Annotated in this window: 34 protein-coding genes and 1 pseudogene; 4 read left to right on the top strand and 31 right to left on the bottom strand. The window is 37.4% G+C overall.

Annotation, left to right across the window (positions count from 1 at the left end; all coding sequences use genetic code 11):
• Positions 1-310 precede the first annotated feature (310 nt).
• Together rpsD and C9J34_RS16280 are read left to right on the top strand one after the other, a co-directional pair.
• A complete protein-coding gene (gene rpsD / locus C9J34_RS16285; RefSeq protein ID WP_107841233.1) occupies positions 311-913 on the top strand; it encodes a 30S ribosomal protein S4 in 603 nt (200 codons plus the stop codon).
• A gap of 437 nt (positions 914-1,350) precedes the next feature.
• Complete coding sequence (locus C9J34_RS16280) at positions 1,351-1,554, top strand: transposase domain-containing protein (protein ID WP_107841232.1); 204 nt, start codon at positions 1,351-1,353, stop codon at positions 1,552-1,554.
• Positions 1,555-1,719: 165 nt separating this feature from the next.
• Here C9J34_RS16280 and C9J34_RS16275 read toward each other — a convergent pair whose 3' ends face one another.
• A complete protein-coding gene (locus tag C9J34_RS16275; RefSeq protein WP_107841231.1) occupies positions 1,720-2,145 on the bottom strand; it encodes a DUF4279 domain-containing protein in 426 nt (141 codons plus the stop codon).
• 80 nt (positions 2,146-2,225) lie between these two features.
• On the opposite strand from C9J34_RS16275, the gene C9J34_RS16270 reads away from it, so the two are divergent.
• Entirely contained in the window at positions 2,226-2,663 is a 438-nt protein-coding gene (locus C9J34_RS16270) for a hypothetical protein (RefSeq protein ID WP_107841230.1), read from the top strand.
• Between the two features lie 111 nt (positions 2,664-2,774).
• Here C9J34_RS16270 and C9J34_RS16265 read toward each other — a convergent pair whose 3' ends face one another.
• The 5 genes and pseudogenes from C9J34_RS16265 to C9J34_RS16250 all read right to left on the bottom strand — a co-directional run bounded on the left by C9J34_RS16265 (position 2,775) and on the right by C9J34_RS16250 (position 4,978).
• Positions 2,775-3,059, bottom strand: a complete 285-nt coding sequence (locus C9J34_RS16265) for a hypothetical protein (protein WP_107841229.1) — start codon at positions 3,057-3,059, stop codon at positions 2,775-2,777.
• A 228-nt stretch (positions 3,060-3,287) separates the two neighbouring features.
• Positions 3,288-3,803 (bottom strand): annotated as a pseudogene (locus C9J34_RS16260) (GrpB family protein).
• A gap of 71 nt (positions 3,804-3,874) precedes the next feature.
• Positions 3,875-4,051 (bottom strand): hypothetical protein, encoded by a 177-nt coding sequence (locus C9J34_RS22055; protein ID WP_193769044.1) that lies wholly within the window; start codon positions 4,049-4,051, stop codon positions 3,875-3,877.
• Entirely contained in the window at positions 4,052-4,387 is a 336-nt protein-coding gene (locus tag C9J34_RS16255) for a protein rep (protein WP_107841228.1), read from the bottom strand. It lies immediately after the preceding gene.
• Between the two features lie 36 nt (positions 4,388-4,423).
• On the bottom strand, positions 4,424-4,978 hold the full coding sequence (locus C9J34_RS16250) for a hypothetical protein (protein ID WP_107841227.1): 555 nt from the start codon (positions 4,976-4,978) through the stop codon (positions 4,424-4,426).
• Between the two features lie 198 nt (positions 4,979-5,176).
• Between C9J34_RS16250 and C9J34_RS16245 the strand changes: the two genes are divergently transcribed.
• A complete protein-coding gene (locus tag C9J34_RS16245; protein ID WP_476638801.1) occupies positions 5,177-5,335 on the top strand; it encodes a hypothetical protein in 159 nt (52 codons plus the stop codon).
• 529 nt (positions 5,336-5,864) lie between these two features.
• Here the strand turns inward: C9J34_RS16245 and C9J34_RS22420 are convergent.
• The 25 genes from C9J34_RS22420 to C9J34_RS16135 form a co-directional block, all read right to left on the bottom strand.
• On the bottom strand, positions 5,865-6,077 hold the full coding sequence (locus C9J34_RS22420) for a DinB/UmuC family translesion DNA polymerase (protein ID WP_274523370.1): 213 nt from the start codon (positions 6,075-6,077) through the stop codon (positions 5,865-5,867).
• Between the two features lie 133 nt (positions 6,078-6,210).
• Positions 6,211-6,714, bottom strand: coding sequence for a hypothetical protein (locus C9J34_RS16235; RefSeq protein WP_107841226.1), 504 nt, complete (start codon positions 6,712-6,714; stop codon positions 6,211-6,213).
• 336 nt (positions 6,715-7,050) lie between these two features.
• Positions 7,051-7,713, bottom strand: a complete 663-nt coding sequence (locus tag C9J34_RS16230) for a M15 family metallopeptidase (protein ID WP_107841225.1) — start codon at positions 7,711-7,713, stop codon at positions 7,051-7,053.
• Positions 7,710-8,171 (bottom strand): phage holin family protein, encoded by a 462-nt coding sequence (locus C9J34_RS16225; RefSeq protein ID WP_107841224.1) that lies wholly within the window; start codon positions 8,169-8,171, stop codon positions 7,710-7,712. The genes C9J34_RS16230 and C9J34_RS16225 overlap by 4 nt, the downstream gene beginning before the upstream one ends.
• Positions 8,172-8,416: 245 nt before the next feature.
• Entirely contained in the window at positions 8,417-8,575 is a 159-nt protein-coding gene (locus C9J34_RS22050; protein ID WP_193769043.1) for a hypothetical protein, read from the bottom strand.
• Positions 8,575-8,952: a hypothetical protein gene (locus C9J34_RS16220; RefSeq protein ID WP_107841223.1), complete on the bottom strand. Its 378-nt coding sequence runs from the start codon at positions 8,950-8,952 to the stop codon at positions 8,575-8,577. Before C9J34_RS16220 ends, C9J34_RS22050 begins: the two co-directional genes overlap by 1 nt.
• A gap of 4 nt (positions 8,953-8,956) precedes the next feature.
• Positions 8,957-10,726 carry a phage tail-collar fiber domain-containing protein gene (locus tag C9J34_RS16215; protein ID WP_107841222.1) on the bottom strand — a complete coding sequence of 590 codons (1,770 nt, stop codon included), beginning with the start codon at positions 10,724-10,726 and terminating at the stop codon, positions 8,957-8,959.
• Positions 10,727-11,119: 393 nt separating this feature from the next.
• Positions 11,120-11,371, bottom strand: coding sequence for a hypothetical protein (locus tag C9J34_RS16210; RefSeq protein WP_107841221.1), 252 nt, complete (start codon positions 11,369-11,371; stop codon positions 11,120-11,122).
• Between the two features lie 70 nt (positions 11,372-11,441).
• Positions 11,442-11,591 carry a hypothetical protein gene (locus C9J34_RS22045; RefSeq protein ID WP_193769042.1) on the bottom strand — a complete coding sequence of 50 codons (150 nt, stop codon included), beginning with the start codon at positions 11,589-11,591 and terminating at the stop codon, positions 11,442-11,444.
• Between the two features lie 53 nt (positions 11,592-11,644).
• Positions 11,645-11,842: a hypothetical protein gene (locus C9J34_RS16205; protein WP_107841220.1), complete on the bottom strand. Its 198-nt coding sequence runs from the start codon at positions 11,840-11,842 to the stop codon at positions 11,645-11,647.
• Entirely contained in the window at positions 11,843-12,172 is a 330-nt protein-coding gene (locus C9J34_RS16200) for a hypothetical protein (protein ID WP_107841219.1), read from the bottom strand. It lies immediately after the preceding gene.
• A gap of 14 nt (positions 12,173-12,186) precedes the next feature.
• A complete protein-coding gene (locus tag C9J34_RS16195) occupies positions 12,187-13,758 on the bottom strand; it encodes a phage tail protein (RefSeq protein ID WP_107841218.1) in 1,572 nt (523 codons plus the stop codon).
• Between the two features lie 16 nt (positions 13,759-13,774).
• Complete coding sequence (locus C9J34_RS16190; RefSeq protein ID WP_107841217.1) at positions 13,775-14,383, bottom strand: putative phage tail protein; 609 nt, start codon at positions 14,381-14,383, stop codon at positions 13,775-13,777.
• Positions 14,376-15,434, bottom strand: a complete 1,059-nt coding sequence (locus tag C9J34_RS16185; RefSeq protein WP_107841216.1) for a baseplate J/gp47 family protein — start codon at positions 15,432-15,434, stop codon at positions 14,376-14,378. Before C9J34_RS16185 ends, C9J34_RS16190 begins: the two co-directional genes overlap by 8 nt.
• Positions 15,434-15,847 (bottom strand): DUF2634 domain-containing protein, encoded by a 414-nt coding sequence (locus C9J34_RS16180; RefSeq protein WP_107841215.1) that lies wholly within the window; start codon positions 15,845-15,847, stop codon positions 15,434-15,436. The genes C9J34_RS16185 and C9J34_RS16180 overlap by 1 nt, the downstream gene beginning before the upstream one ends.
• On the bottom strand, positions 15,847-16,224 hold the full coding sequence (locus tag C9J34_RS16175) for a DUF2577 domain-containing protein (RefSeq protein WP_107841235.1): 378 nt from the start codon (positions 16,222-16,224) through the stop codon (positions 15,847-15,849). Before C9J34_RS16175 ends, C9J34_RS16180 begins: the two co-directional genes overlap by 1 nt.
• Before the next feature lies 1 nt (position 16,225).
• Complete coding sequence (locus tag C9J34_RS16170; RefSeq protein ID WP_238600683.1) at positions 16,226-17,188, bottom strand: XkdQ/YqbQ family protein; 963 nt, start codon at positions 17,186-17,188, stop codon at positions 16,226-16,228.
• Entirely contained in the window at positions 17,181-17,855 is a 675-nt protein-coding gene (locus C9J34_RS16165; RefSeq protein ID WP_238600682.1) for a LysM peptidoglycan-binding domain-containing protein, read from the bottom strand. Before C9J34_RS16165 ends, C9J34_RS16170 begins: the two co-directional genes overlap by 8 nt.
• Positions 17,839-19,920, bottom strand: coding sequence for a tape measure protein (locus C9J34_RS16160; protein ID WP_107841214.1), 2,082 nt, complete (start codon positions 19,918-19,920; stop codon positions 17,839-17,841). The genes C9J34_RS16165 and C9J34_RS16160 overlap by 17 nt, the downstream gene beginning before the upstream one ends.
• Positions 19,921-20,137: 217 nt before the next feature.
• Entirely contained in the window at positions 20,138-20,305 is a 168-nt protein-coding gene (locus C9J34_RS22040; protein ID WP_193769041.1) for a hypothetical protein, read from the bottom strand.
• Positions 20,306-20,334: 29 nt separating this feature from the next.
• On the bottom strand, positions 20,335-20,769 hold the full coding sequence (locus C9J34_RS16155) for a phage tail assembly chaperone (RefSeq protein WP_107841213.1): 435 nt from the start codon (positions 20,767-20,769) through the stop codon (positions 20,335-20,337).
• A gap of 35 nt (positions 20,770-20,804) precedes the next feature.
• Positions 20,805-21,320 carry a phage tail tube protein gene (locus C9J34_RS16150; RefSeq protein WP_202973689.1) on the bottom strand — a complete coding sequence of 172 codons (516 nt, stop codon included), beginning with the start codon at positions 21,318-21,320 and terminating at the stop codon, positions 20,805-20,807.
• A 13-nt stretch (positions 21,321-21,333) separates the two neighbouring features.
• The gene (locus C9J34_RS16145) at positions 21,334-22,650 is read right to left on the bottom strand and encodes a phage tail sheath subtilisin-like domain-containing protein (RefSeq protein WP_107841212.1); all 1,317 of its coding nucleotides are present in this window, start codon (positions 22,648-22,650) and stop codon (positions 21,334-21,336) included.
• A gap of 1 nt (position 22,651) precedes the next feature.
• Complete coding sequence (locus tag C9J34_RS16140; protein WP_107841211.1) at positions 22,652-22,864, bottom strand: hypothetical protein; 213 nt, start codon at positions 22,862-22,864, stop codon at positions 22,652-22,654.
• Positions 22,861-23,286 (bottom strand): phage tail terminator family protein, encoded by a 426-nt coding sequence (locus tag C9J34_RS16135; RefSeq protein ID WP_107841210.1) that lies wholly within the window; start codon positions 23,284-23,286, stop codon positions 22,861-22,863. The genes C9J34_RS16140 and C9J34_RS16135 overlap by 4 nt, the downstream gene beginning before the upstream one ends.
• Positions 23,287-23,569: the final 283 nt, after the last annotated feature.

Below are 23,569 nucleotides of genomic sequence, written 5' to 3'. Positions count from 1 at the left end.
AGATGTGTATAAGAGACAGGTTATAGACTACCCATATGATTTTATGCTTCATCAACCTTTATCATGACAATTATTTTTCTTGACTACTAGAACCAAACGAGTTAGAATAGTCAAAGTGTAAAATAAATGCAGCAGTTGTGTAGCTTTTTTCTGTATTTTATTCCTTCACACTTGATTGTGAACGGTGTATTGCGTAACCCTCAGGCTGCAAGGGCGAAGATACAAAATAATAAAATGCAAAATAAGTTCGGAGGCAACTGGTTTTTGTTTTACAACAAAAAAAACCAAATTTAAAGGAGGAGACACAATTATGTCTCGTTATACAGGTCCATCTTGGAAAATTTCTCGTCGTCTTGGTATTTCTCTAAGCGGCACAGGTAAAGAAATCGAAAAACGCCCATACGCACCAGGTCAGCACGGTCCAAACCAACGCAAAAAGTTATCTGAGTATGGTTTACAATTACAAGAAAAACAAAAATTACGTCATATGTACGGTATGACTGAACGTCAATTCAAAAACCTTTACAACAAAGCTAGTAAATTACAAGGTTTACAAGGTGAAAACTTCATGATCCTTCTTGAAACTCGCCTTGACAACTTAGTTTACCGTTTAGGTTTAGCTCGCACTCGTCGTGCTGCTCGCCAATTAGTAAACCACGGTCACGTTTTAGTTGATGGCAAACGCGTTGATATTCCATCATACAGCGTAAAACCAGGTCAAGCAATCTCTTTACGTGAACGTTCACAAAACTTATCTGCTGTAAATGAAGCAATCGAAGTAAACAACTTCGTACCAGAATACCTTTCATTTGATGCAGATAGCAAAGTAGGTACATTCGTACGCTTCCCAGAGCGCTCTGAATTATCAGGTGACATCAACGAACAATTAATCGTAGAGTTCTACTCTCGTTAATCAAATTGCTCTGCAAAGAGTAGTTTCAAAACCCCTAGAAAGCCTTTTATATCAAGGTTTTCTAGGGGTTTTTTGTTTTTTGAACAATGCAAATTACTGCATGGAATAACTTTAATTTGGGGCTAAGTGGGGCTAGATTGGGGCTAATATAAATTGGTGGGCGTGTGTAGGAATGGGTGAGTTTAGATTGGAGCTAATTGCTTCAATCTTTTTTATTTTGGCATCATAATAAAAGCACCTCGACTATGTACATTGGAGCCTACTATCTATTTTACAATATGGAAATATTCATTCCATTTTAACTTTAACTTCATAGATCTGCCTATTGCATGCATGATTCAACTAGATAAACCCCATCAATTTGTATTCTTGTAGTTAAAAGTGTTTTTGTGTATGAATTTATCATTTCTTAGAAGGGCAATATATTTTAATGTCGAATGTATATAATATGGAAAAAATTGATCATCTATAGAATTGTGGAAACAGCGAAAGAAAATCAGCTCAATCCACTTCGATATTTATCCCATGTCTTGGAGCAACTACCGTTAATCAATATAACGGATGACGCAACGTTATATGCGTTCATGCCTTGGTCAGATAAAATCCCAACCAACTGCCACGTACCTAAAATAACCACATAGATACTCTAACAATAGCGCCCCCTAGAAAACAGGTAGGCGCTATTTGACGCTTACGAATAAATTTACACATTATCTACATTAACCTTTTAATTACAGGGGTATATTACAAAGGTTGAAACTTGCAGAATTCGATGTATGATAGGAGGCGGGTTTCCCCAGCCTTTTTTATTCTTCAATATTCACGTTGTATATGTCTACATCAATAGAAGATTTTATTTTTTGGAAAAATTGTATATGTTTAACTTCGAAATGAATACCAGCTGTCTGATATTTATCATATTGTACGCCAATGAAAGTTTCGCAGTTGAGATTATATTTCTGTTGATAAGAAATAATTGTGTTTAAATGTGGGTTTACTTTTTGGAATAGATATTCTATTTGTTCGTGAGTGTATTTAATTTCACTTTTATTTGAATGTATATTGAACTCCCAAGCTGTGAATGGATGTATATCTGATATTGTTCCTCTTAACCATGGCTCTCCTTTTTTATAAGTTTTCGCTGATTTTACGGCTAATTTTTCTGAAAAAGAATCTATTGGAAAGCTTTCACCAGAAATGCGTAGAGTAATGCTCGAATAATATTTTTCCATTTATTTTCTCCTTTGTAAAAATAAATTGAAATATTTCATTTCTAAGTATATTATAATATAAAAAGGGAGGTAATTGTAATATGTATAAAAATGTTTTTTCTTTTTTAGTTGTTTTACTTGCTATTTTTTCTTATTCTGCTGTAGCTTCTGCAGAAATGGAGAGTCAAGAGAAGCTTTTGGATTATCCGTCTGAGGAAAAATTAGAATTGATAGATTTTTCTGATGCTGAATTAGTACCTTTACTTGAAGTAACAACTTATTCTCGTGATGTTAGATTAAAACGTATAGATATTGGTAATGGCTCAATACAAACAATGAATACATATCAAATGGGACGATTTTTAAAGGCTAATAAGTATGAGGATGCCCATGCTTTTAAAAGAGAGGCATTAAAAGGTGTCCCAGGTGCGGGTTCGATATCTCGTTATAATATTTATTATCATCAAGGTACGAGAGAAGTATTTGTGATTAATAGGCAAAATATGGGAGTATTCACAGGCTATTTATTTGTTTTCTAGAAAAGTAGTGATTTTGAATTAAAGAAGCAGAAAGTGTAGCCGATGAAAAACCTACATTCCTTTATGTAAAAATTGAAGAAAAATAACGCTCAATATATGAATTAAGCTACATCAACAGAACATAAAATTCGATGCTCTGTTGATGTTCTGTAGCGTCAGCAAGCTCATAATGCACTTTAAGCCTGATATAAATTCAAAGTATGTGACTGCTTCTTCATAATTCTTTAGCTTGGGATACGTACCAATAGCCTTCACACCATAAAATATAATCTTCGGTATATACTTCGATTGGTCAGCCTCTTCCTCTGACGGACACGCCTTTAATGAACGGATATAGGCTTTTATATAAAGTTTGTGCTTGTGCATTTCTTCTGCTGGATCGTACTTCTTATACATGCTCCATCACTCCTTGATCTATAATTTAAAGTCGGGTATAGCGAAATTGTCAACTCCTTAAATTCCTTTCGCTGTCGCTTCAGTCAGACATTTACCGTTGACAATTGCCACGTATTTTCTTCTGCAACAAGTTTCACTTTTGGCCGAAGAAAATAAAAAGAGGTAGCAAATTTGCCACCTCTAAAATATTTCTGATCTTCAACAATCTCGCCCTATTGTTGAAAGTTGCTACCTTCCCTGTTGTTCAAACCACTCCAATGCCCGTTGTTCCATTTCGCTCACGAAAGGTTTTTTTGCTTTGCTGTAATAAGCCGTATCATCATATTTTTGAGCCAGTTCTTCTTTTAAACGCTTGTATCGTTCAACCTCATCGGGATGGGTTCTTAAGTAATCTCGAAAAACTAAATGCCGTTCGATTTGAGGATTATCATACTGGTAAACATGGATGTGGTGGGTTCTGTTCTCCCCTCCTTTTCGAAATAATCATCGATCTTGTATGCCCCATTCCCCAGCAACGTCGTATCCAAGTAAGCTCATTTGGTCATTGAATTTATCGATTTTACCGATATCTTTGACGAGACACATCATGTCAATAACAGGCTTTGCATTCATGCCTAAGATAGAGGTGCTACCAAAATGTTCAAACTTTATTATTTCATTCCCGAAAACCCCACTCAAAAACTGAGCCTCATCTTCAAACATTCTACACCAATTTTCATCATACTCCGATAGCCTAATTTTCAATTGTATCATCCTCCCTAAAGCACTTTTCAATATATCAATCTACCACAAAATGGCCCGTTTGTTGAAGGGCTCTACTCTTCTACACCTATGCGCTCTTTGTATTCTTTCAACATCTCTTTTTGTGATTTTAACAATGACTGTAATTCTTTATTATTTGGATCTTTTTCTAAAACAGATTTGGCCAACGAAATATTTTCTTCTAAAACCGGGATCATCTTTTTCAACTCGTCAGGCATTATCAAACCCATTTAATCCACGTCCTTTTCATCAATCAGTTTCCCATTGATTTCTTCCAGTTCATCATCGGTCAAATACCGTTTTTCTAATTCGCTATACTTCTTACCACCCCAATTATACATGATGGCATAGACGTATTTCATCACATCTTTTTCTTTGTAGCCATCTAACTCACCATTTTTAAATTTGGTCATAGCGTCTTTAAATAGCCCAAAAAACACAATTAATCGTTTACCTTTCAAAGCCTTATAAAATACCTCGAAAACTTCTTGATTATTCATCAGATAGTCAGAATCTTTCACCAAGTATTTCGACATTTCTTGCACAACTGCTTGAATGACAGTCACCTCTTTTTGTTTGTTCCGTTTTTATTTTTATCCACCTCAATACTTCCTTTTCGGTGCTGGTCCTTCTATTTTGGCACTAATTGCTTTCGTGCGTTCTTCGGCTGCTACTGTGCCAGCTTCATAAACCGCTTCTATCATTGTAAGGTGCTTTTCGATAACACCGCGCAACTGCTCATAATCTACCTTCTGCCGCTTCATATAGAACACCTGTAGCACTTCATTGTCTTGTGAAGGAAAATTGTTCCAGAATCGAATTAAATCGCTTGTAGCCCGTTCTAAGGCGTTCAATTTGCCGGCTGCGATTCTCTTTCTCGGCCACGCTAGACGCTCCGTTCCTTTCGCTAGCCAACATGACGTAACCCCGTAGGAGAATTCATATAGCTCTTGAAAGTATTGCGCGGCTGTTCGTTCTAAATAGTCAGCTAACTCTTGTGAAGTGGCATCCTTCCACAGTAAATAAACAACTTCCCTTACGCGCTCTTCTACCTCTGGCACACAATCAAATGCTTGGCTACTCTTATCGTATTTCGTTCCCTCTGTCATGGCTGTTATTCGTTCTGCGAAATTATCGCTAATTGCTGCTAGGTTCATAGCTATACACCTCACTTTTATTTAATAGCGAATACTTGCCATCCATAAATCCACATATCTATAAATCAACCGTTTTAGTTCTGCCCTCTTCTTCTCAAATTTCTCCCACCGCATATAGTGAGGCTTAAACCTGGGCATCCATTCAATCATAATATATGGAATCCCTAATAGTGGATAGCTATTTTGTTGAATCAGGGCATGAATTTGAAAGTAATTGCTGAACGACTGGGGAATACACCAGCTATGATTATGGATATGTACGGGCATGTTTTAAAAGAATTAGAAGCGGAATCTGTTTCCGTATTTAGTCGTAGTTTAGAAACGATTGGGGCTAAAAGTGGGGCTAACCCACAATAAAAACGGCTTCAATCGTTGATATATAAGGGTTTTACAAAGGGTACGAGTTCTTCTCTCGTTAATATTTTCGAGTTTCAAACATACTCAAACTCAAACCGCCGATACTTGTACATCAAGTGTTAGGCGGTTTTTTTATTATTTTAATTACTCAAACTCTCTCATAATTAATCAATAATATGGGGGACTTGCTGGGGAATATAAAATTCACTTTTGAAAAAAGCAAAGTAATTCAAGTTTTTTTGCTGGGGGATGCTGAAAAAATCAGTGATATCAAGGTGGGGGACACTTTATAATCAAAAATCACTGGCGAGTGTATATAATAGAAGAAAAACAGACAATTATTATTAATTGCCTGTTTTTTTAATTACGCCAAATGCCCACCCACTTTATTATTACGCTCGATAGCTGTACCACTCTTAGTATACGATACAACGCGTAATATTGATGATGGACCAAAGCGCTCTCGTATTTCATCTATTGTATGCGCAAGAACCTGCCTTTGCGCTTTTCGCTCGTCAAATAAATCGAGTTATATCCCCTGTTTTGTTTCTAAATTTGAAATCCTCACAGCAAGTTGTCGGGCTGGCTCCCCTGCAAAATGCTCATCAAGTAACTCAACGCAAGTGTTGTACATATCCATAGTCTCACACGTTGGCTCTTTTAAAGTTTTGGATCTATAAAACCCTTTTGTCATTGCTTGCCTACTGTATGAAACTCCGAGTGATATAAGTTGATTTCGCACCTTACGTCACTCTCCTAAGAACATTCGTTCATTTGAATTGTAAGCACAAACATTCTAATTTAAAAGCGGTAATTTCATGTAAATAAAAAACCTAGGCTCAAAATTAAGTCCCTAGGTTTTGCTAATTTAATTACTAATTAACACTGATACTTGTTTCCCAATCTCCAAGCCATTTATCATATTCTGGATCTGAAAATGCTTTCAACATTACTCTGTATGGTCCAACTCCATAAATAGCTCTAAATTTAATTTGAGGTATTTTCCCTGTTGTAGAAGCAAAACCATAACGATCTCTTTGGAACCACATTCCTTTACTTATGTCCAATGAAAGTAATACTACTTCATAATATATTTTACCACCTGCAGCCGTTTTTTCTGCATTGACAAGAATATCTTCACCGAGTTTATAATTATTTTTATTCGTAGAAATCTTTGCAGTAATTCCACTTTTAGTTTGCCATCCTGAACCCGCAATTGAATAATTTGTGAATAATCCATCTAAATTGGATTCACCTAAAATAGATGCCTCTAAAACTGGTTCATTTAGAACTGATGCATCTGCCTTCTCTATTGGAAATAAACTAAGACTTGATATTGATAACACTGTAGACATTGCAATTAATTTTAATTTTTTCATTATTATTGAATTCCTTGAATAATCTTTAAATATTATTTGTTATAACAAACATAATTTTCCTAGGAATTTAATATACTAACATTTCTATAAATAGTAAGTAAACCTTATCTTACCATTAAACATTTTAATTACCATACCTTATGTTAACGCATCAAAAAATAGATACCCTATGACTTTCATACGACGTTCTCATTCATTACAGAACAAACATTCTTGTTTAATGACAGGTAATTTATGTATTCACAAGTGACTTAAATAGAAAAAAGCCTATGTACGAGGTGTGTACATAGGCTTTCAGGTATCTCTATTTGAGATGTTTTTCTCTGCACTTATATTTTACTTTGTACTACGTCGCTGGTCAATCGCTACATGTAAACCTAACAATCTATCCGTTGTCATTTGTTTATTTTGTAAGTCTGTTAAATGCGATGCTTGGATAATACCATCCTTTACAGCTCGTGCTAAAAAAGCCTCTGCTGCTGTTTGCATGGCAGGGCTTGCTGGATTCCATGTTTGTGTCACTTTAATTTCCTCCTTATCTTTTACGATTAGTTGTACTTGCATCTTGCTGTTCGATGGCACAATTACAGTACCTTCTAACTTGGAACCTGCCGACATTTGCCAATTTGCTTTTACCTCAAAATGAGGACGATCAATATTTCCTGCCCAATCACCGCCCCACGTAATGCCCAACTTGCGAGCAATTGCCCCTACACGATTTAATGTTGTGATATCATATAACGATTGAGGTGGTGCAACAGCAATATCCCACGCTAAACGTGATTTATGATTGCTGTTCAATGTCCATGTCACAATTGCACCAGGTCTTGTACGCCCCTGTGCATAAAGGTAATTTTGGCGTTCTTGAGAGCGATATGTTTCGGTGATAAAAATATTGTGGATACCAGCTTTATAGCATTCTTGGAATAATAGTCTACAAGCTGTCTGCGCTACAGGTAATAGCTCAGTAAGGTCACGGCATGTTGTAGTTACACTCACTTGGTATCACCTCCTTCCAACTTTTTATCAACACCATTCCCCGTTAATTCATTTAGGAGTTCGTTTGTTAGATTTTCTTTGTCATGCTTGGTTGATTCAATGACTTTCAATTTTTCTGCTAAATTTTGTGGAACTAGTACACCGAGCTGCGCCATATTTTCAGTGATGCTTAAAGCCTCATTCGCAATATAAAAAAGAACTGTCGCAAATGTGAGTGTCCCACCTAGCGATAACACTTGATCAATAATATTCGCTGTAATAATGACCACTAAAATTAATAATTTGCGCGCATATCCAAACAAGCTCTTACGGCTCCACAAGTTGCCGTTCTTCCATGCCTTGAATAGTCCTGTGACAATATCCAAAGCCATTAAAATAAGTAATAAATCAATGAATTTTACCCCTCCAAATAAGTAAAGATGGGCTACATCTAAATACTGCAAATTGATTCCTCCCATAAAGCTTCACGCTCCCAATTTTTAAAATTATAAAAGCCTTCCGCTACTATGGTGCGAAAGGCTAATTCCGAAATATTTAGGAATATTCACAAATAAAAAAGCGCTACTCATAAAAGCAGCGCTTACTTCACAATATAAAACTCTATTGAAAAAGAATCTCAAATTGTTCTTTTATGAAAATTCCCATATCAATCGATTTTTTAATAATTTAAGCAATAAAAATAACGCTAGTCGTTTGACTGCGTTTAAATGCTCTCAGTTGCTGTTAAAATATAATTCTCAACCGCTGTACGATAATCTTCATTTGTAATGTCGTCAAGAACATACACTTTGCCCGTTTTTGGGTTTAAACCACCAGACAAAATTCGTTCTGCTGCGATTCTTACTACTACTTGGTTGATCATTATAAAATCCCTCCGATTTCATTTTCTGCTTGAAGTAATAAAGCATTTTCTAAATCTTCAACGCGTTTTTCTAACGGTAATTTTAAGGTTGGAGTGCCTGTGTCCCCAAAGGCAAATTGTACATCTTTGCTAATTGGAGTTATTTGATAGTAAACACAACTAGCAAATTCTTCACGATATTGACCGTATTCTAAGTCGATAAAATCAATATCACTTCTTTCATGTTCATTTAACATTGGAATATTTTCATAATCAAACGCAAAAGACTTTTCTACTTCAACAGTACCTTCACTATCTCCAACATCATAGATGACTTTTCCATTTGATTTTAAAAAATATAAACGTCTGCCACTTCGATACCATGCTATTTCTTCCATTCTCTTACCCCCATGCGACTACGTTAATTGGTAAAGTTTGTGTATCAATAAAGGTATCCGAATATACTGTTAATCGTATTCGGACATATTGCCCGTCGATAACTGTCTGCGCCCCTGTGGAATGTATATAGTTGGATACGTCACACCTTACAATGCCAGAATGTGAATATCCCTGCGTTGCCCAGAACTCGGCTAGTCCAGCTCTAACACGAATCATCTTACCTATAAAATGCGTCCCTCCAAATGCTATCCTTGATAATGTTATTACAGCATCTTTTATAGGGAAACCGGCATTGAACAGCAACTCAATCTCATGTCTAGGTCCCTGTGATACGGGTTGGGCGAATAGATTCTCCGCTCTCCTAAATGTCTGTATCTGACCAATATTATTCGCCATCGTCGCAAACTCTGCATTGGCGGCTGTAGGCACACCTTTTTGGGTAATGGCGTTTGCAACTAAGGATTTACCATTACTTACAGATTGAAAAAGCTCGTTGATGATCTTACCTAAATCATTCTTTTCTGTTGTTAATAAAGTAGACGGCTCTAGCATTGGAATGACTGTCCACGGTGACCAGGTAGCATTAAATGATCGTACCCACCTCGACAAATTCCTATTTATCGAAGTCCCTCCACTGGTAAAGGTAAATTCTTGCACAATTCCATGTGTATGAGTTTTGTACACTCGAATTTGACAACCTGTTGTTAAAGACGGTGGAGTAGGTCTATTCATAATCAATTGAGTTTTAGCCCATGCATCTGTATAATATAGTCCCTCTGTTAACATATCGTTCATATTTATTGCATCATTTATTAATATTCCCCATCCGTATGCGTAATTTTCTGCGGAAAACCATTGCGATTCGTTATTACCATTTACTGATTTGTGTTCTTTACGAGTATGCGCAGTTGAGTTTGTAGTTGTTTCAATTATTTTAGTTCCATTTAACCCTGAGGAATCTGCTTGAAATACATTAACGAACTTTCCAGCGCTCCACTTTGAAGCATCTTCCATTGCATTATTTTCAGCAGTAGTTAAATAATAATAACCTGGAGGAAGTTCAGCATATCTTTTTGGTGTAATATCTAAATCTGCTAACCTTTTTACATGTCCGTTATCCCTAGTTAATTTGTAGAGTTGTGCATTATTTATCTTATCTCGCTCCCCCACCTGCAAGTGCTTGCTGGTGTCAGAGATGTGTGACTCAATCCCCTGCTGTGCATCACCAATACCACTCAATGCCTCTGCCAAGCCCTCAATATTCCCAATCTGGTGGGCATCTGTTTTAGCAGGATTCGTATGTGCGGCTATCTTGCCATCAACATACGAGCGTGACGCAATAATAATTGTTGGATCAATTGCTAATTTAACCACATCAGCGTTATTAGTCTCAATTACAAAATGAATAACTGTTTCCTCAGATACGCCCTCACTAAGCTGTGGTTTGTATTTTTCAGGATATTGCCCTACTGCGATTAACTGATTTTGGTCATCAAAAATACCGACTTCTCGAATTGTAAAGCCGCCTGCTTCAGCTGGGATAACACCATCAATAATAATTCGATTGTCATTCGCTGAATCAATTGTTACACTTGCGACTGGTCCACGCCATACTTCATTGATTAGTGTACTTTGATTTTGTTTCGGGACATAATGAGCGCCATTTCCATCTCCAAGAGCGATATATTCTAGCCCAATCTTTTGCTGTGTCACTTGAGCATTGGCAATTTTGGCTAAACCAACTTCCGTTATAATTGTGCCGTATTGTGTCACAATATCATTCCTTTCATTTATATAATATTTCTAAATAGAGATTGCCTGAAAAGTAGCCTAACGCATCACATTTCAGACAACAATGTGCTTTTTGTTGAAATATTCACCATTTAGAAAAATAGTTGTGTTTTTAGAAATGTTAAAAACATTGCATTCAACGTCTTTATATTCACTTTTAAAATGAATAAGTAAAACTAGATTTTACGCTGTTCAGAGGTATTTTCGACTTTCTGGACAGCCCCTGCTTAAAATAAAAAAAACGAAAGGCAATCATTTAAATCGATTACCTTACGTTATACTCAATCCACTTATTACTCTGTTGAATTCACTACACATTTTGGGATAAATATTCATTTGCTCTCCCTCGCAAATTTAGAGATTAAAATCTTTGTTTTACTTTCTTTTATTTTTCCCAATTTTCTCGTTACCACGTTTAAAATTACCAGTAATTTTAGCTAATAATAACTGTATTGCAGATACATTATCTTCATCCTCTTTAATCCTTGCTATCAGACGCTCAGCTTCTTTATCCTTTACAATTTTAATTTGTTCCCCATTATAATAAATTAAAATTGTTCCTTTTTTCGTTATTTGATAATCAAACGGTTCTTCACTTAATCTATTTCGTTTATCTATTTCGCTCACTATACTATCATCCAATTCTTTCAGTTTTAAATATTATATTCAAAAAAATATGTTGGTTCAATTGTTTAATTTACTTTGTAGATTGTTGATAGTCATTAGCTAAAAACTCAACGCCGCTGTTCTCTAGATGCTCATACACTTGCCGCTTTAAGTTCACTGGCACTGCCTCAAACTCTAATTTCATCAAAATCACTCTCTGTGCTAATAATAATGCCATCATAAAATCTTCTCCTATTAGTTTTATTAATATTTTTTGTAATAAAAAACGAAATATCATGCGTTAATCGTCAGAATAATTTCTTCCAGTACTTCTTCATGGAATTCCGTTTGTTTTACTAAAGCTGAATTTTGCGCTTTTAATAATTTATTTTCTTGCTCTAATTCTTGTATCCGTTCCTCTTGAGTAGCAGGTTTAGGGATGTTTTTTTCTGTATCAATTTCAGCTTGAGTTTTCCATTTAATTTTCCCCAATTAAATCTCCTCCCACTTAGGATATTTTTCTTCTTCGGTCGCATTAGCTTCAATATAATTAATTACTTCCAGCTCTAAAACGTCATTTATTCGTTTAATCGATATAAATGGATTAATAGACAAGGTAGTTTCAATTTCCGAAATAACCGCTTCGCCATTAGGAAATTTACTAAAATCAAATATATCTGTAGTTTCAGTTTCTATTATTGTTACAGGAAAACCCTTATTTTCCTCTATTGTCAAAGCAGTATAAGTTACTTTTACAAGTTCCCCACTAAATTCATATTGAATTTTATTATCACTTCGTACAGGTGAATATTTTCTGCGCATTTTTGTACCTCCTTTTACTTCCAACGTCCAATAGCAAAACAAGAAGCATAATAACTTTGTGTCATATTCGGCCGATGTTGTACTAATACACTGGCAGTTGAATTTTGCATTACTCGACATACCCCTTCAAAAGACCCATTACTACTACCATAGCGAACATTAGCAAAAGCCATAGGTTGAATTACAAAGGTAGCAGGTAACAGCCATTGAGTAGCATATAAAGTATTAGCTGTTTGTTCACCTAAGAACAGTGTATGATAGCACATTAATGTACCATTGGCATATTTAATATAGCTTCCATTTGCGTTATTTCCGCTTTCAACAACAATACCGTTATTGACAGCGTTTATATATAAACCCGAATCATTATTAATTCGAACTGAAGGCATTGTAGCACTAGCATGATTAGATATAATTCCTCCAGTGTGTGCCGTTACACGAGTAACATTATTAAAAGTGGCCCCATTAGGAAATACAACTGAACTTTGTCCTGAAACTACTCCATGTGCCATGTTTTTGATATTTATTCTTAAATCTAACATGGAATTCATTGCAACTACCCCATATGATTCTGAGTGTAGCGTGTTCGCAACATTAATATTATTTCCATCAAGAACGATGGTATTTGCCATATATCCTCCTCTAACGTCTTCAAGATAGAAAGGATAATATGCTTTGCTGTTATCTAAGTTTGATGAATTTGCTAAAATTTCTAAGTCACCTATTAAAGTAAGGCGACCTATTCCATTGATGTAGACGTTGGAATTATAACTAACTTCCGATGGAGCTCTAGGCGTTGTCATCTTCACATTATTGAAAACCACAAGAATTCTTTCTATCATTGCTAAGAATAGAGTATCATTACTATAAGTGCCTGGTTCAACATTCAATGTAATGGCATGTGTATGTGAAACTATTCGCTTATACGATAATTGAGTTCCTGCGTAATATAAAGTTTTCCAAGCAGTGGCTTTGGTCTTTCCATCATTATCATCAGATCCGTTCACTACATCAACATAATAATGGCTATGTGTGATGACGTCTGTTAGCTTGCTTTCCACTTTGTCCAAATGCTCAGTAACTTGCTGTTGCACATTCTCTAAATCTGTACTGACCTCCCCAACCCGCTCATCCACATACTCACGACTAGCAATAATAATTGTAGGGTCAATCGCTAGCTCCACAGCGTCCACATTATTCGTTTCAATCACAAAATGAATAAGGGTTTCTTCCGAGACACCCTCACTTAGCTGTGGTTTATACTTCTCAGGATATTGTCCTACTGCAATTAGTTGATTTTGGTCGTCAAATACAGCGATTTCGCGGATTGTGAAGCCGCCTGCTGTCGGTGGGATGATGCCCTCGATGATGATTCGCTTGTCGTTTGCTGGGTCGATGGTTACATTCGACACGGGTCCGCGCCATACTTCGTTGACTAAGGCGCTTTGATTGGCTGTTGGAACGTAATGTCCCCCATTGCCATCTCCAAGTGCAATATATTGTAAGCCGACCTTTTGCTGTGTCACTTGGGCGTTGGCGATTTGGGCTAAGCCGATATTTGTTATAATTGTGCCATATTGTGTCACAGTATCACTCCTTCCGTTACATAGGTGTTAATGTTATTTTGGTAGCGGTTTTCAGCGCTGTCAGGTTGTTGCTCGCTGTTTGCTGTTTAATATCATCAATATTCATTGGGTGTAAGGTAATTTCTGAACCGCTTAGCATAAAGCTTGGTACATATAATTTGGTTGTTAGTCGCCTTGCGATTTTTAGCGCAATATTAAGCGGTATGATGCGATCAAGTGTATAGTCGATTTCCTTATCCACCGAGTTATTTGAAGCATCAAAGACAAATAATGCTTCACATGCCTCTACGCTTAATCGCTCCTCCCAATTTCCTTCCCCTATTAACTCATTGATAATCTCATGCACTTTACGCTGTGTCATTGGCAAGCGAGTAGATTGTCGAACAATTAAGCGTCGGCGACGAAAATCTAAAGATTCTGTTGTGGCATCAGCTCTAATATTATAAGCACGCTCTCTTGTACGAATTGTTCTTTCACTTGCCGTCATAATAAATTGTTCATCTTCTACCCTTTTTTTTGCCGCTTCTAAAGTTTCAAATTCAGTTGCAACGGTGCGAGAGAGCTCTTCCATCTCTTTAATACCATCATAAATTGGTGGCAGGTTCTGCATGATACGATTACTCATACAATGTCACCGTCCCTAGTACTGGAATTTGATCCGCTGTTAATAGTAGATTGCTGTTGACATTATTGATTGTCGATTCCAGTACATCATTGACACCTGCAACTTCAAGTATTCTCGCCTCTATTTGTAATTGACGCACAATTAAGGAACCTTCCTTATCCCATGCCTTACGTTGCTCTAGTAAATAGGCTTCGGCGATATCCTCAATTTCAGCTTGTACCTGCCCAAGAGTGGCACCATTTAGTACAAGTTTCATTGCAATATCAACCGTTAACGTCTCTACAGCCTTAATTGTTACTCGATGCCCATATGGAGCTACTCCCAATCCTTCTCCATTATTAGGTATTGGATCTACGATTGTTTGTACTTCATCGATTACAGCTTGAGAAGGTGGTTGATAATTTGAATCAATAATTGTAATACCAACCGTACCTCCACCAGCTGGCGTGCGATGGGGTTTGACGCCCCCAACACCTTGTATCTCCATAATTTTTTGTTTGTAATCGTCACGATTACCACCATATGGTATTTGATTACGCGTTAGGAAAAAGCGTACACGAAAATCCTCTGTTGGCTCCTCTTCTTCACCTGGTATGAGTAGCTCTGTTAGCTCAGCACGCTGTAATCCATTAATATATTCAATCGGTATAAGCTGTCCGAATTGTGTATTTCCTGCACTCCCGATTTCTTCACAGCGCATCTCATAAATACCGACACCGATTCGTTGAATGGCAATATAATTTAACTCACCAAGTGAAAAGCGAGAGCCAATTGGTATATCTTGATTAAATTCACCCTTCAAAATAGCATGTGTTGCAGGGTATGGATAGACACCGTATTCAGCAGCCCGTCGAATTAAATTAGGGCGCGATGCTGTTTCGGGGAATGTTTCTAAAATAACACCATCAAGTGCAATATACATTTCTTGCAACTCTTTAGCTGTCATGGCTCCTGCATCGTAAATAATCGCCCCTTCCCGTTTATCTACATCATGACTAACACGCTCTAGCATGCGCGCTATAATAACTTCAAAAGTTTCACGTTCAAACATTAGGCTACCGTCACCTCTCTTTCTACTTCAATTGGGCCGAACACCGTATGCACTGTCATTTGTACGTGCACTTTGTTTTTATAATGACTAAACGAAAAAGCATCAACGCTTTCGATACGATTATCTTGCGTTAATGCTTCTGTAATTAGCCTTTTTAGCTCGGAATAAATATAGGGAATTGGCTGACCAAATAAACGAGCCATTTCAGCACCGTAATCCCAACTATAAATTAAATATTCATAGCGCTCTGTATCCAGCACTTTCATAATGAATTGCTTCACAGCTTCACGCCCGTCCACATAGCCAACGATGCGCTTTTTGTCAAAATCGATTTTATATGTTCTAGAGGTTTGTACTTCTTGTTCAAAGACAATTTCTAAGCCATCATTTTCTACAAATGCAGTTGGTAACATTAAACCACCTCTTTGTCTAAGATTAAGTATTGTTGACCACCCTGTGCACGAAGCATGGTTACTCTGTCCCCAACGACTAAGCCGTTATGAACTAGAAATTTTTTACGTCCTTTATATTCATGGTCGTGTGATGCATAAGCTGCATCTCCACTCCCCCCTGCACGACTTTCTGTTACATGGTCAACAGTCATTTCCACCTCATAATCCCTTACGGCACGTGTTAATTTTAAATGCTCTTGCTCTAGCACAAGTTTCTGATCCACCTGTATTTTTAATGGTGAGATGCTTATAACAGTTCCATAAACAATTGTTGTGAGCTTTTGCGCATTCACTGCATCTAATACTATCGTGCGAATCGTTTGTATAATATCTGTCATATTACGCAACAAACTCACCTCCAATCAGCTTTAAATCCATGCGATAATCGCCCTCAGAAAATGTATGCTTCACAGTTTCTACCATCATATAATTGGATACAGTCAAGTCACCTAAATACATTTGCACGCCTACCAATGAGCCTCCGCGCACTCTTGTATCACCAAACACCTTATTAATATGAAGCTGACGTGATTTACGGTTATAAAGTGCAAGTAAAGCGTCGGCTTTCACTTTGCCATTTTCGCCTTCTTCAAGGCTTTCTGTAAGCTGTATAATGCCCCATCGGTTCATATTTTCTCCGTGTTGTGCAAAGTAATTTTCACGTTTCCCTGTCTCTTTATCCTCGCGATATACTCTTATTTTATTGTAAGTATTTTCCGCAATAGAAGATGTGTACTCAAATGTTTCGCCGCTTTCCTCATCAATCAAAATATCCAATTTGAGCGTTTTCACATCGCGTAAATTGAGCTTGCCATAATCGTCATACAACACATATAAAGCGCCTGTATTTTTTGTAGTAATGCTTAATGCATCATTAATGATGGTAAATAGTTCTGCATCATCCTCAACGCGTGTGGCAATGACATGCTTTGTATCTGCAACGATACCTGTTTGCAATCTAAAATCTTTTGCTAGCATTTGTAACACTTGAGCTGCTGTTTTTCCTTTGTATGTGACGATATCTTTGTTTTTTAGATACCACAGTTGATCAAAGGCTGTAACCGATATAATACGATTGTTTGAGCGCTTCTTTGTGAAGACAAAACCTCTAAATATGGGCTTGCCATCATAATCAAAGCGTACTTCATCCCCTTCATGGAAACCTAGTACCTTATCCTTTATTACGTTAAACTCTAGCTTACCAGGTGAGCCTTGACGCTGTGTTTCCCAAATAACTGGCTCCAATACAGCACATTCGAACTTTCGACCTTGTGATATAATAAATAATTGACTTTTAGCCAAGCTTTATCACCTGCCCCACCTTGATGATGTTTGGATTGCTAATATTGTTGATTTTAGCAAGCTGTGTATATTTTGAGCCATCCCCTAAATGTTTTTTCGCGATAGCCCATAACGTATCTCCCTGCTTAACAGTGTATGTCTTAGGTGTTTGCTTACTTATTGTTGGACGCTGTTTTTCAACAGTTGCGATTGCCTTTTTCTTAGAGGCGTTATTGTTAATTTGAATTTTATTTGTACCGTATGGTCGCCATTGCTTTAAGCTTATTTTGACGTTCAAATCAAAGCCATTTTCAGCATCCTCTTCGATTTCATACTCTTCTAGTGAAAACAGCATGTCATTGTTCGTATCAAATAGTAAAGAGCCATCTGGTCTCATGCGATTAACGATGAATGGAAATGCCTCTTGCGATATTTTTAATTTTTTTAATTTATCAAGATAAAAGGCAGCAGGCTCAAAACCGTTCGGATAAACCGCAAATGGATATGGAACGTTCGGCAGCAATATCTCAAAATCAATATCTGTTAAACCAGGTTTTTTGAGGATATTGACCTCCCCTTCATTCATTAACATAATCGTTTGGTTTTTATTATTAATTTTCATAGACATCGATGCTGGTGCAACAGGGAGCTGTACATTATCAATAAAGAAATTATACAAAGCTGACACCTCCTCCTTCTGCTAACCCAACAGCGACTTCCTCTACCTTTTCACCGAAGCGATCAATAACCCCATCAATGTCTAGCTCGCTATTAATATGGTTTTCACTTCGCGCATCAACAATTACTTCCGCCGTTGTATAACGATTAATCGCCTCACGCTCCGCTAAGTCTCGCATATATTTCAGCTCATCGTTCATCAGCGTTACACCATTCGCCATTGAGCCTGTATTGTCTGCGATTTGCTTACTATGCTCATTACCTTTGTTCATTGTATCATCGAGGGCTAGAGCATTGTTTTCACCGAAAGCTAGGGCATTGTTGATAGCTTCTTCGACCGAATTATCCTTTTCCTTATCCTTCGACTTAAACAAATTTGCTCCCCAGTTATAGGAAGAATCCCATGTATCGCCATAATTAAAACGTTCTACTTTTAAGCCCAATTCTTCGAGTGTTTTATTAATGTCTAACTCATCATACAATTTTTCATAATTGCCATTTCCATATTCCTCTGCTGCCCAATTTGTTAAGTTAGCCAAACCATTTCTCCATCCAGCTACAGTCGAAGCAAAATTCGTACCAAAAACGAAGTCTAAGGCAGCAGCAATTTTTTCAATTACACCTAGTATATTGTCTCCAAAGTCGCCAAATAAGTGAATAATTGCACCTACTGGGTCATTAAATACATTGGCGAAAAAGTTTGCGAAGGCCATCCAATGATTATAAAGACCTTCGATAACTCCAAATGCAATTTCTGCAATACCAAATAGCACATTCATTATAAACGCTCCTGCCACAGCAAATGCTCCTACGATTATCCCTGTTGCACTGACAGATGTTCCTGCAAAATGATTAAATGCTGCAACTGCCGCATAGATAAAACCAATCAATATAATAACAAGCATAATAATAATAAATATCGGATTCGCCGCTAAGGCACTATTTAATCCCCATGTTGCCGCTATCATAGACCATGTTGCCCCTGTGCCTGCTCCCATTGCGGCAGCATAAATCAATGTCGCTGTTGTATTGATTACTTTCCAGAAAGCTGAAATCATTTCAGCAACTTTTAATACACCTAATGCGATTGTATAAGCTACGATTGCAGCTGTAATCGTTCCAATAATAGGCGCAATGAGTGACCAATTATCGTAGATAAAGCTACCAACAGCTATTAATAAATCCATTAACATCATTACCCAGCCAGCGACGAGCTCTATTGCCATACCAATTCCGAAAATCATTTGTTGTATCTTCTCACTATTAGCAATTTCATTAATCTTTAGAAGTATTGGTGAGAAAGCTTGCAATGCTTTTGTTTGAATATTTTGCCATATATTTCTCCATGTAGTAGGCATACTAGCAAAGGCAGCATTTGTATCTTCAGCGGCATAGAACATCGCATTTTTAATAACATCTGCTGTAATAACACCTTCTGTTGCTAATTGTTTGATATTAGAGGCATCTATATTCATAACTTCTTCGAGATACTTTTGAATATTTCCAACAGCGACTGGTGCATCCTTTAATAAATTATCGAATCCTACTCCATTCAAGCCTCCAGTAGCCATCGCTTGTGTTATCTTAGACATTGCTTCAGGTGGAGTACCTGCAATTGCAAACGCTTTATTCATTTGCTCTGTAAAAGCGACAATTTCGGTTGGGCTGCTAAAAGCATTGGCAGCCTCTGTACCAAGTCGTGTAACCATATCAGCAGTTGTTTGATATGAACTAAACGTACGCTGTGCTGAATCAAATATCATATCTTGTAATGCAGAGGTTGAAGTAAGTGCTGTATTGATAGTACCAGCTGCCTGTGCCTGCTTTTGATACTCACTATTCATTAGCTCTAAGCGCCCTTGTGTGCTCGCCATATCATCAGACAAACCGATGACTATTTTAGCATTTTCAAGGCTCAATAATTTCCCAGCCAGACCAGTTATTTTGCCTGCTATAGTATCTATTAAAGTAACACTGTCTTGAGCTTGATTATTTATTTGATTAAATATCATATTGATTTGTGTCATTTGCACTGTTAAATTACTTATTTGTATAGCATTTTGGAGTGTAGCCATTCTTTGCTCCTCCTTTCTCTACATTTTAAAAGGGCGTAATTGAAAAGAGTATACCCTTTTCAATTAAGCCTTTGTTTTTAGTTTAATCGGGTGAATTTACTTGTCTTGTGAGCGATTTTCACTGTTTAATGAGCGAAAATGGACATCTCGCGAGCGAATTCACCTATCTGACGAGCGAATCGTTACTTTTGAACTAGTAAATTTAAAAACGCTAGCTCTAACGTCTTCTGCCCTTCCCTTTGCCTCCCCGCCTTGATTCGCGTTCGGCTTTTTTATCCGCTTCGATTTTTACTTGGATTGCGGCAATAATACATGCTTTATCTGCTAAAGATAGCGCAAAATATTCGGATGGCAGGCGGCGAAACTTGTGTACCCACCAGTACATCAGATTGGCATCGCCATCGCCATCCTCGATTAGTTTTTTACTTCTTCTACAAGGTCTTCAACATTCACTTCATAGCCATTTGCTGCCTGTGCTGCTGCTGCCGCGTCTGCCATTTCTCCAATTGTTAGCATTTTGCTCAACAATTCATCAGCGCCATACACGCCATAGGAGTCTTGCAGATCACGATCATGTAAATTTGGGAATACAATCGATTCAACTGTCAATAAACGTTGATAAGTAAAGTGGTCAAAATCTGTGTTATATTGCCCTTTGCGCTTGCCTTGTGTAATCAAAGTACGCTTAGTGCATTGCGCTTTTAATTCCGTATCACGCTCTGGCGAAATCGGCGCAAACTCCCATTCAATTACTTGTCCTGCTTCATCCATGAAGTTTTTGGAAATCGGCTGTTTAATATTGTCCTGCTTCTTTTTATTGTGTGCAAAAAACGCTTGTAAGTTACTCATCTATTTTCACCATTCCTTTTATTTAAAATAAATTTTTATAGCATTTCAGGTAATGTCGCGAATTGGACTGGCATATCCCAATCCTCAAACGTAAATTCAATTGAATCCTCTAGATACTCTGCATCTGCATCCAGTGAGGCAACAAGTCCGCCATCTAAATTACAGTCAATTAAAATTGTTGTTTGGCTACCTACAGTAGAAGTTTTATCTTCATTCGTTACTTGAATATCAAAGTAAATATCTTCACCTGTGTCTTTGTAACGCTTTAACAGCTGACGGAAAATCGATGTATTGAAATGGAAGGTAGCTGAGCCTGTTCCTTCCCAGCCTGTCGCCTTGTTCCCCTTCCCTGTGCGCCCCATAATCGGCACCTGTGTTTTTGTTTTTTCCATGTTGGCCTCTAAATTAATCAACTGTGCAAATAAATAGCGGTTCCCCTCAATTGTGACGAATGCTCGTCCTTGTGCACCGTGAATTGCATTACGCGCATGCATTGTTGGTTCTGCAAAATATTGTAGATCTAACTCCATTAATAATTCAGTTTTCATCATCTATTGTTCCTCCTTATGCTACTGTTGTTGTAATATACAGCTGTGACATCGCTACGGTAGGCGTCACAACCTCATTAACAACAACGGCCTTTTTCGAATCGCCTTGCTCTACAGTAAGCTCGTCTTTATTGTAGCTTTCAATTGCACGAATACGCTGTAACTCTAGGCGATGTGCCCCGATATCATTCCAAAGTGAAATACGCCCATCTGAATCATTCGGTACTTTGCCAAGATAACGCTCGTTGAATAGCTGTGCAGTATCGATAGCAATTTGGTCAAGTACACGAATCACTTGGTTCATGCTGAAATCTTCATTTTTATCTGCTGTAAAAGACGTAAACGTGTTGACATCTTCTAGCACACGTACTTCTTCACCTACACGATGGAATACATATTTTCCTGCTTTTAGTAATGCCGTGAGCTGTGCTTGTGTTTTTGTTTCAGCCGTGTCCAGTGTAAATTCACCATCATAGCGCTTATTTGTATTTGAACGATTTACTGCAACACCTGCTTGTGCACCTGCTGCCCAATAAACAGCACCAAATACTTCATCACCGATTGAGTCGTTTTGAACATCAATAATACCTTCATGGTCTGTAGCACCAAGCTTGTGCCCTACCAATTGGAATTTTGCCCCTACTTGATCACGTAAGCGCTTTGTATATTCCACATACAAGGATTTAATCGTGCTATCAGATGATAAGCAACCAAGTGTATTAAAGCCATATGCTTCTAAAGCATCTAATGCCTCTTGATGTGCCCCCCCTGTAATCGCCGAACCATTCGAACCACCAGTTAAAGGTGTGCCCACTGTAGCCTCTAGTGTGATATCTGCTTTAAATGTCACAAAATCATTTGCTACTAAATCAGCTGGAGTCGCTATAGCTAGTTGCTCATCCACAACTACACCATCCAATAATGTTTGTACATCAAATTTCGTCGGCTCGTCTACATTTGCTTGAATAACAATTGTAATATCATTCCCACGTGCCCCTTTATGCTTCGCTTTAGCAAAATCATTCGCTGCCGCTACAGCATCTACAGATAGCTTGTAGAAAAATACTGTGATTGCATTTTTGAAGACATCACGAATCCCTTTTAATTTTGGGTCTGTATAGTCATAGCCGAAAATTTTACGGCTATCCTTTTGTAAATCTGCCTGTGTTACAGTAAATACTTCGCCATCTACACCCCAATCAAGCGCAATCGGCAAACCTACATAGCCTCGTTCAGATAAATTAACAAAGGCACGTGCTGCGCTCATAAAATTATGATACGTACCTGGTAATACTTTATTTTGTGTTAAAAATGTTCCTCCACCTAATGCCATTCTATTTTCCTCCTTTATCAAATTGCTTTAAAATAGTTTCTACTTGCTCATATGAATACATTGTATTCGCATCTAATAATGCATGAAGAGCATCCTGTCGATGTTGATATTTTTGGCTACTAACCAATTGTTTTTTTGTAAATTTGTGTGTAGCCTTTGTACCTGCTTTCTTCGCTACAGCCTTTTTCTCAGGTACTGTTTTAGCATTTGTCAATGACTATCATTCCTTTCCTTTATATACAGCGACTCCATCAATGCACTTTTCTCTTCGTCCTGTAAAAGAAAATCAAAGTACATAAAGTTATGTGCAATGCCATCCACCAATTCACTGTATGACCCTTTAGCTAACAGCACCGTTTCGTCTTGTAATGTAATTTCCTTTAATGTGCGTTGGATTTGCAATGCACGATCTGCTGCCTCAAGTTGTCCATTCAAAGGGAAATATTTCACATTAAAGAATAGTGTGATTCTAGCTCGTCCGCTAATTTGAGGCGTATGCTCTAACTTCAAAAATTGGATAAAAAAAGCTGGCGTTTCCACCGTCTGTGGCAATTCATTAATATATCGCTTGTAATCATCTCCAAACCTTTCTTGAAGCCTGTGAGAAATCGCTTCTATAATTTGACTAATGTCCACCAAACCCCTCCTTTAGCTAACCGATGCAATATATTGCTCTGGCACTTTTCATCAAAGCTTTTAGGATTGTTGCTGCAATAGCTATTTTTTCTTTTTCATTTTTAGTCCCCCTTTAAGCTTTACCAGCTTAGTCTTTAACGTCTGTAAGCTGAAAAAAAGACGCTAGACAACTTTAAAATGAATCTTTCACTATACGGGTGTTTGTATGGCGAGTTGGCATTCTTATTTGCTTCATTCCAACTTCACTTAAATGAACTCCTCACTATATAGGCATTTGTATGGC

The organism is Metasolibacillus meyeri (genome assembly GCF_003049505.1).
GTDB classification, from domain to species: domain Bacteria; phylum Bacillota; class Bacilli; order Bacillales_A; family Planococcaceae; genus Metasolibacillus; species Metasolibacillus meyeri.
Note: the sequence above shows the minus strand (reverse complement) of the source record. Positions and strands in the feature narration are given on the sequence as shown.

Bases quoted from the DNA above. Each gene is read 5' to 3' on its own strand.
- C9J34_RS16155 (WP_107841213.1), bottom strand. From the start codon at position 20,769: ATGAGTAACTTACAAGCGTTTTTTGCACACAATAAAAAGAAGCAGGAC.
- C9J34_RS16245 (WP_476638801.1), top strand. From the start codon at position 5,177: ATGAATTTGAAAGTAATTGCTGAACGACTGGGGAATACACCAGCTATG.
- C9J34_RS16225 (WP_107841224.1), bottom strand. From the start codon at position 8,171: ATGGGAGGAATCAATTTGCAGTATTTAGATGTAGCCCATCTTTACTTA.
- C9J34_RS16250 (WP_107841227.1), bottom strand. From the start codon at position 4,978: ATGAACCTAGCAGCAATTAGCGATAATTTCGCAGAACGAATAACAGCC.
- C9J34_RS22050 (WP_193769043.1), bottom strand. From the start codon at position 8,575: ATGATCAACCAAGTAGTAGTAAGAATCGCAGCAGAACGAATTTTGTCT.
- C9J34_RS16160 (WP_107841214.1), bottom strand. From the start codon at position 19,920: ATGGCTACACTCCAAAATGCTATACAAATAAGTAATTTAACAGTGCAA.
- C9J34_RS16145 (WP_107841212.1), bottom strand. From the start codon at position 22,650: ATGGCATTAGGTGGAGGAACATTTTTAACACAAAATAAAGTATTACCA.
- C9J34_RS22055 (WP_193769044.1), bottom strand. From the start codon at position 4,051: ATGGGTTTGATAATGCCTGACGAGTTGAAAAAGATGATCCCGGTTTTA.
- C9J34_RS16235 (WP_107841226.1), bottom strand. From the start codon at position 6,714: ATGAAAAAATTAAAATTAATTGCAATGTCTACAGTGTTATCAATATCA.
- C9J34_RS16185 (WP_107841216.1), bottom strand. From the start codon at position 15,434: ATGTTTGAACGTGAAACTTTTGAAGTTATTATAGCGCGCATGCTAGAG.
- C9J34_RS16150 (WP_202973689.1), bottom strand. From the start codon at position 21,320: ATGATGAAAACTGAATTATTAATGGAGTTAGATCTACAATATTTTGCA.
- C9J34_RS16270 (WP_107841230.1), top strand. From the start codon at position 2,226: ATGTATAAAAATGTTTTTTCTTTTTTAGTTGTTTTACTTGCTATTTTT.
- C9J34_RS22040 (WP_193769041.1), bottom strand. From the start codon at position 20,305: ATGTACTGGTGGGTACACAAGTTTCGCCGCCTGCCATCCGAATATTTT.
- C9J34_RS16200 (WP_107841219.1), bottom strand. From the start codon at position 12,172: ATGCGCAGAAAATATTCACCTGTACGAAGTGATAATAAAATTCAATAT.
- C9J34_RS16190 (WP_107841217.1), bottom strand. From the start codon at position 14,383: ATGAGTAATCGTATCATGCAGAACCTGCCACCAATTTATGATGGTATT.
- C9J34_RS16275 (WP_107841231.1), bottom strand. From the start codon at position 2,145: ATGGAAAAATATTATTCGAGCATTACTCTACGCATTTCTGGTGAAAGC.
- rpsD (WP_107841233.1), top strand. From the start codon at position 311: ATGTCTCGTTATACAGGTCCATCTTGGAAAATTTCTCGTCGTCTTGGT.
- C9J34_RS16220 (WP_107841223.1), bottom strand. From the start codon at position 8,952: ATGGAAGAAATAGCATGGTATCGAAGTGGCAGACGTTTATATTTTTTA.
- C9J34_RS16280 (WP_107841232.1), top strand. From the start codon at position 1,351: ATGTATATAATATGGAAAAAATTGATCATCTATAGAATTGTGGAAACA.
- C9J34_RS16180 (WP_107841215.1), bottom strand. From the start codon at position 15,847: ATGTTACCAACTGCATTTGTAGAAAATGATGGCTTAGAAATTGTCTTT.
- C9J34_RS22045 (WP_193769042.1), bottom strand. From the start codon at position 11,591: ATGATGGCATTATTATTAGCACAGAGAGTGATTTTGATGAAATTAGAG.
- C9J34_RS16265 (WP_107841229.1), bottom strand. From the start codon at position 3,059: ATGTATAAGAAGTACGATCCAGCAGAAGAAATGCACAAGCACAAACTT.
- C9J34_RS16175 (WP_107841235.1), bottom strand. From the start codon at position 16,224: ATGACAGATATTATACAAACGATTCGCACGATAGTATTAGATGCAGTG.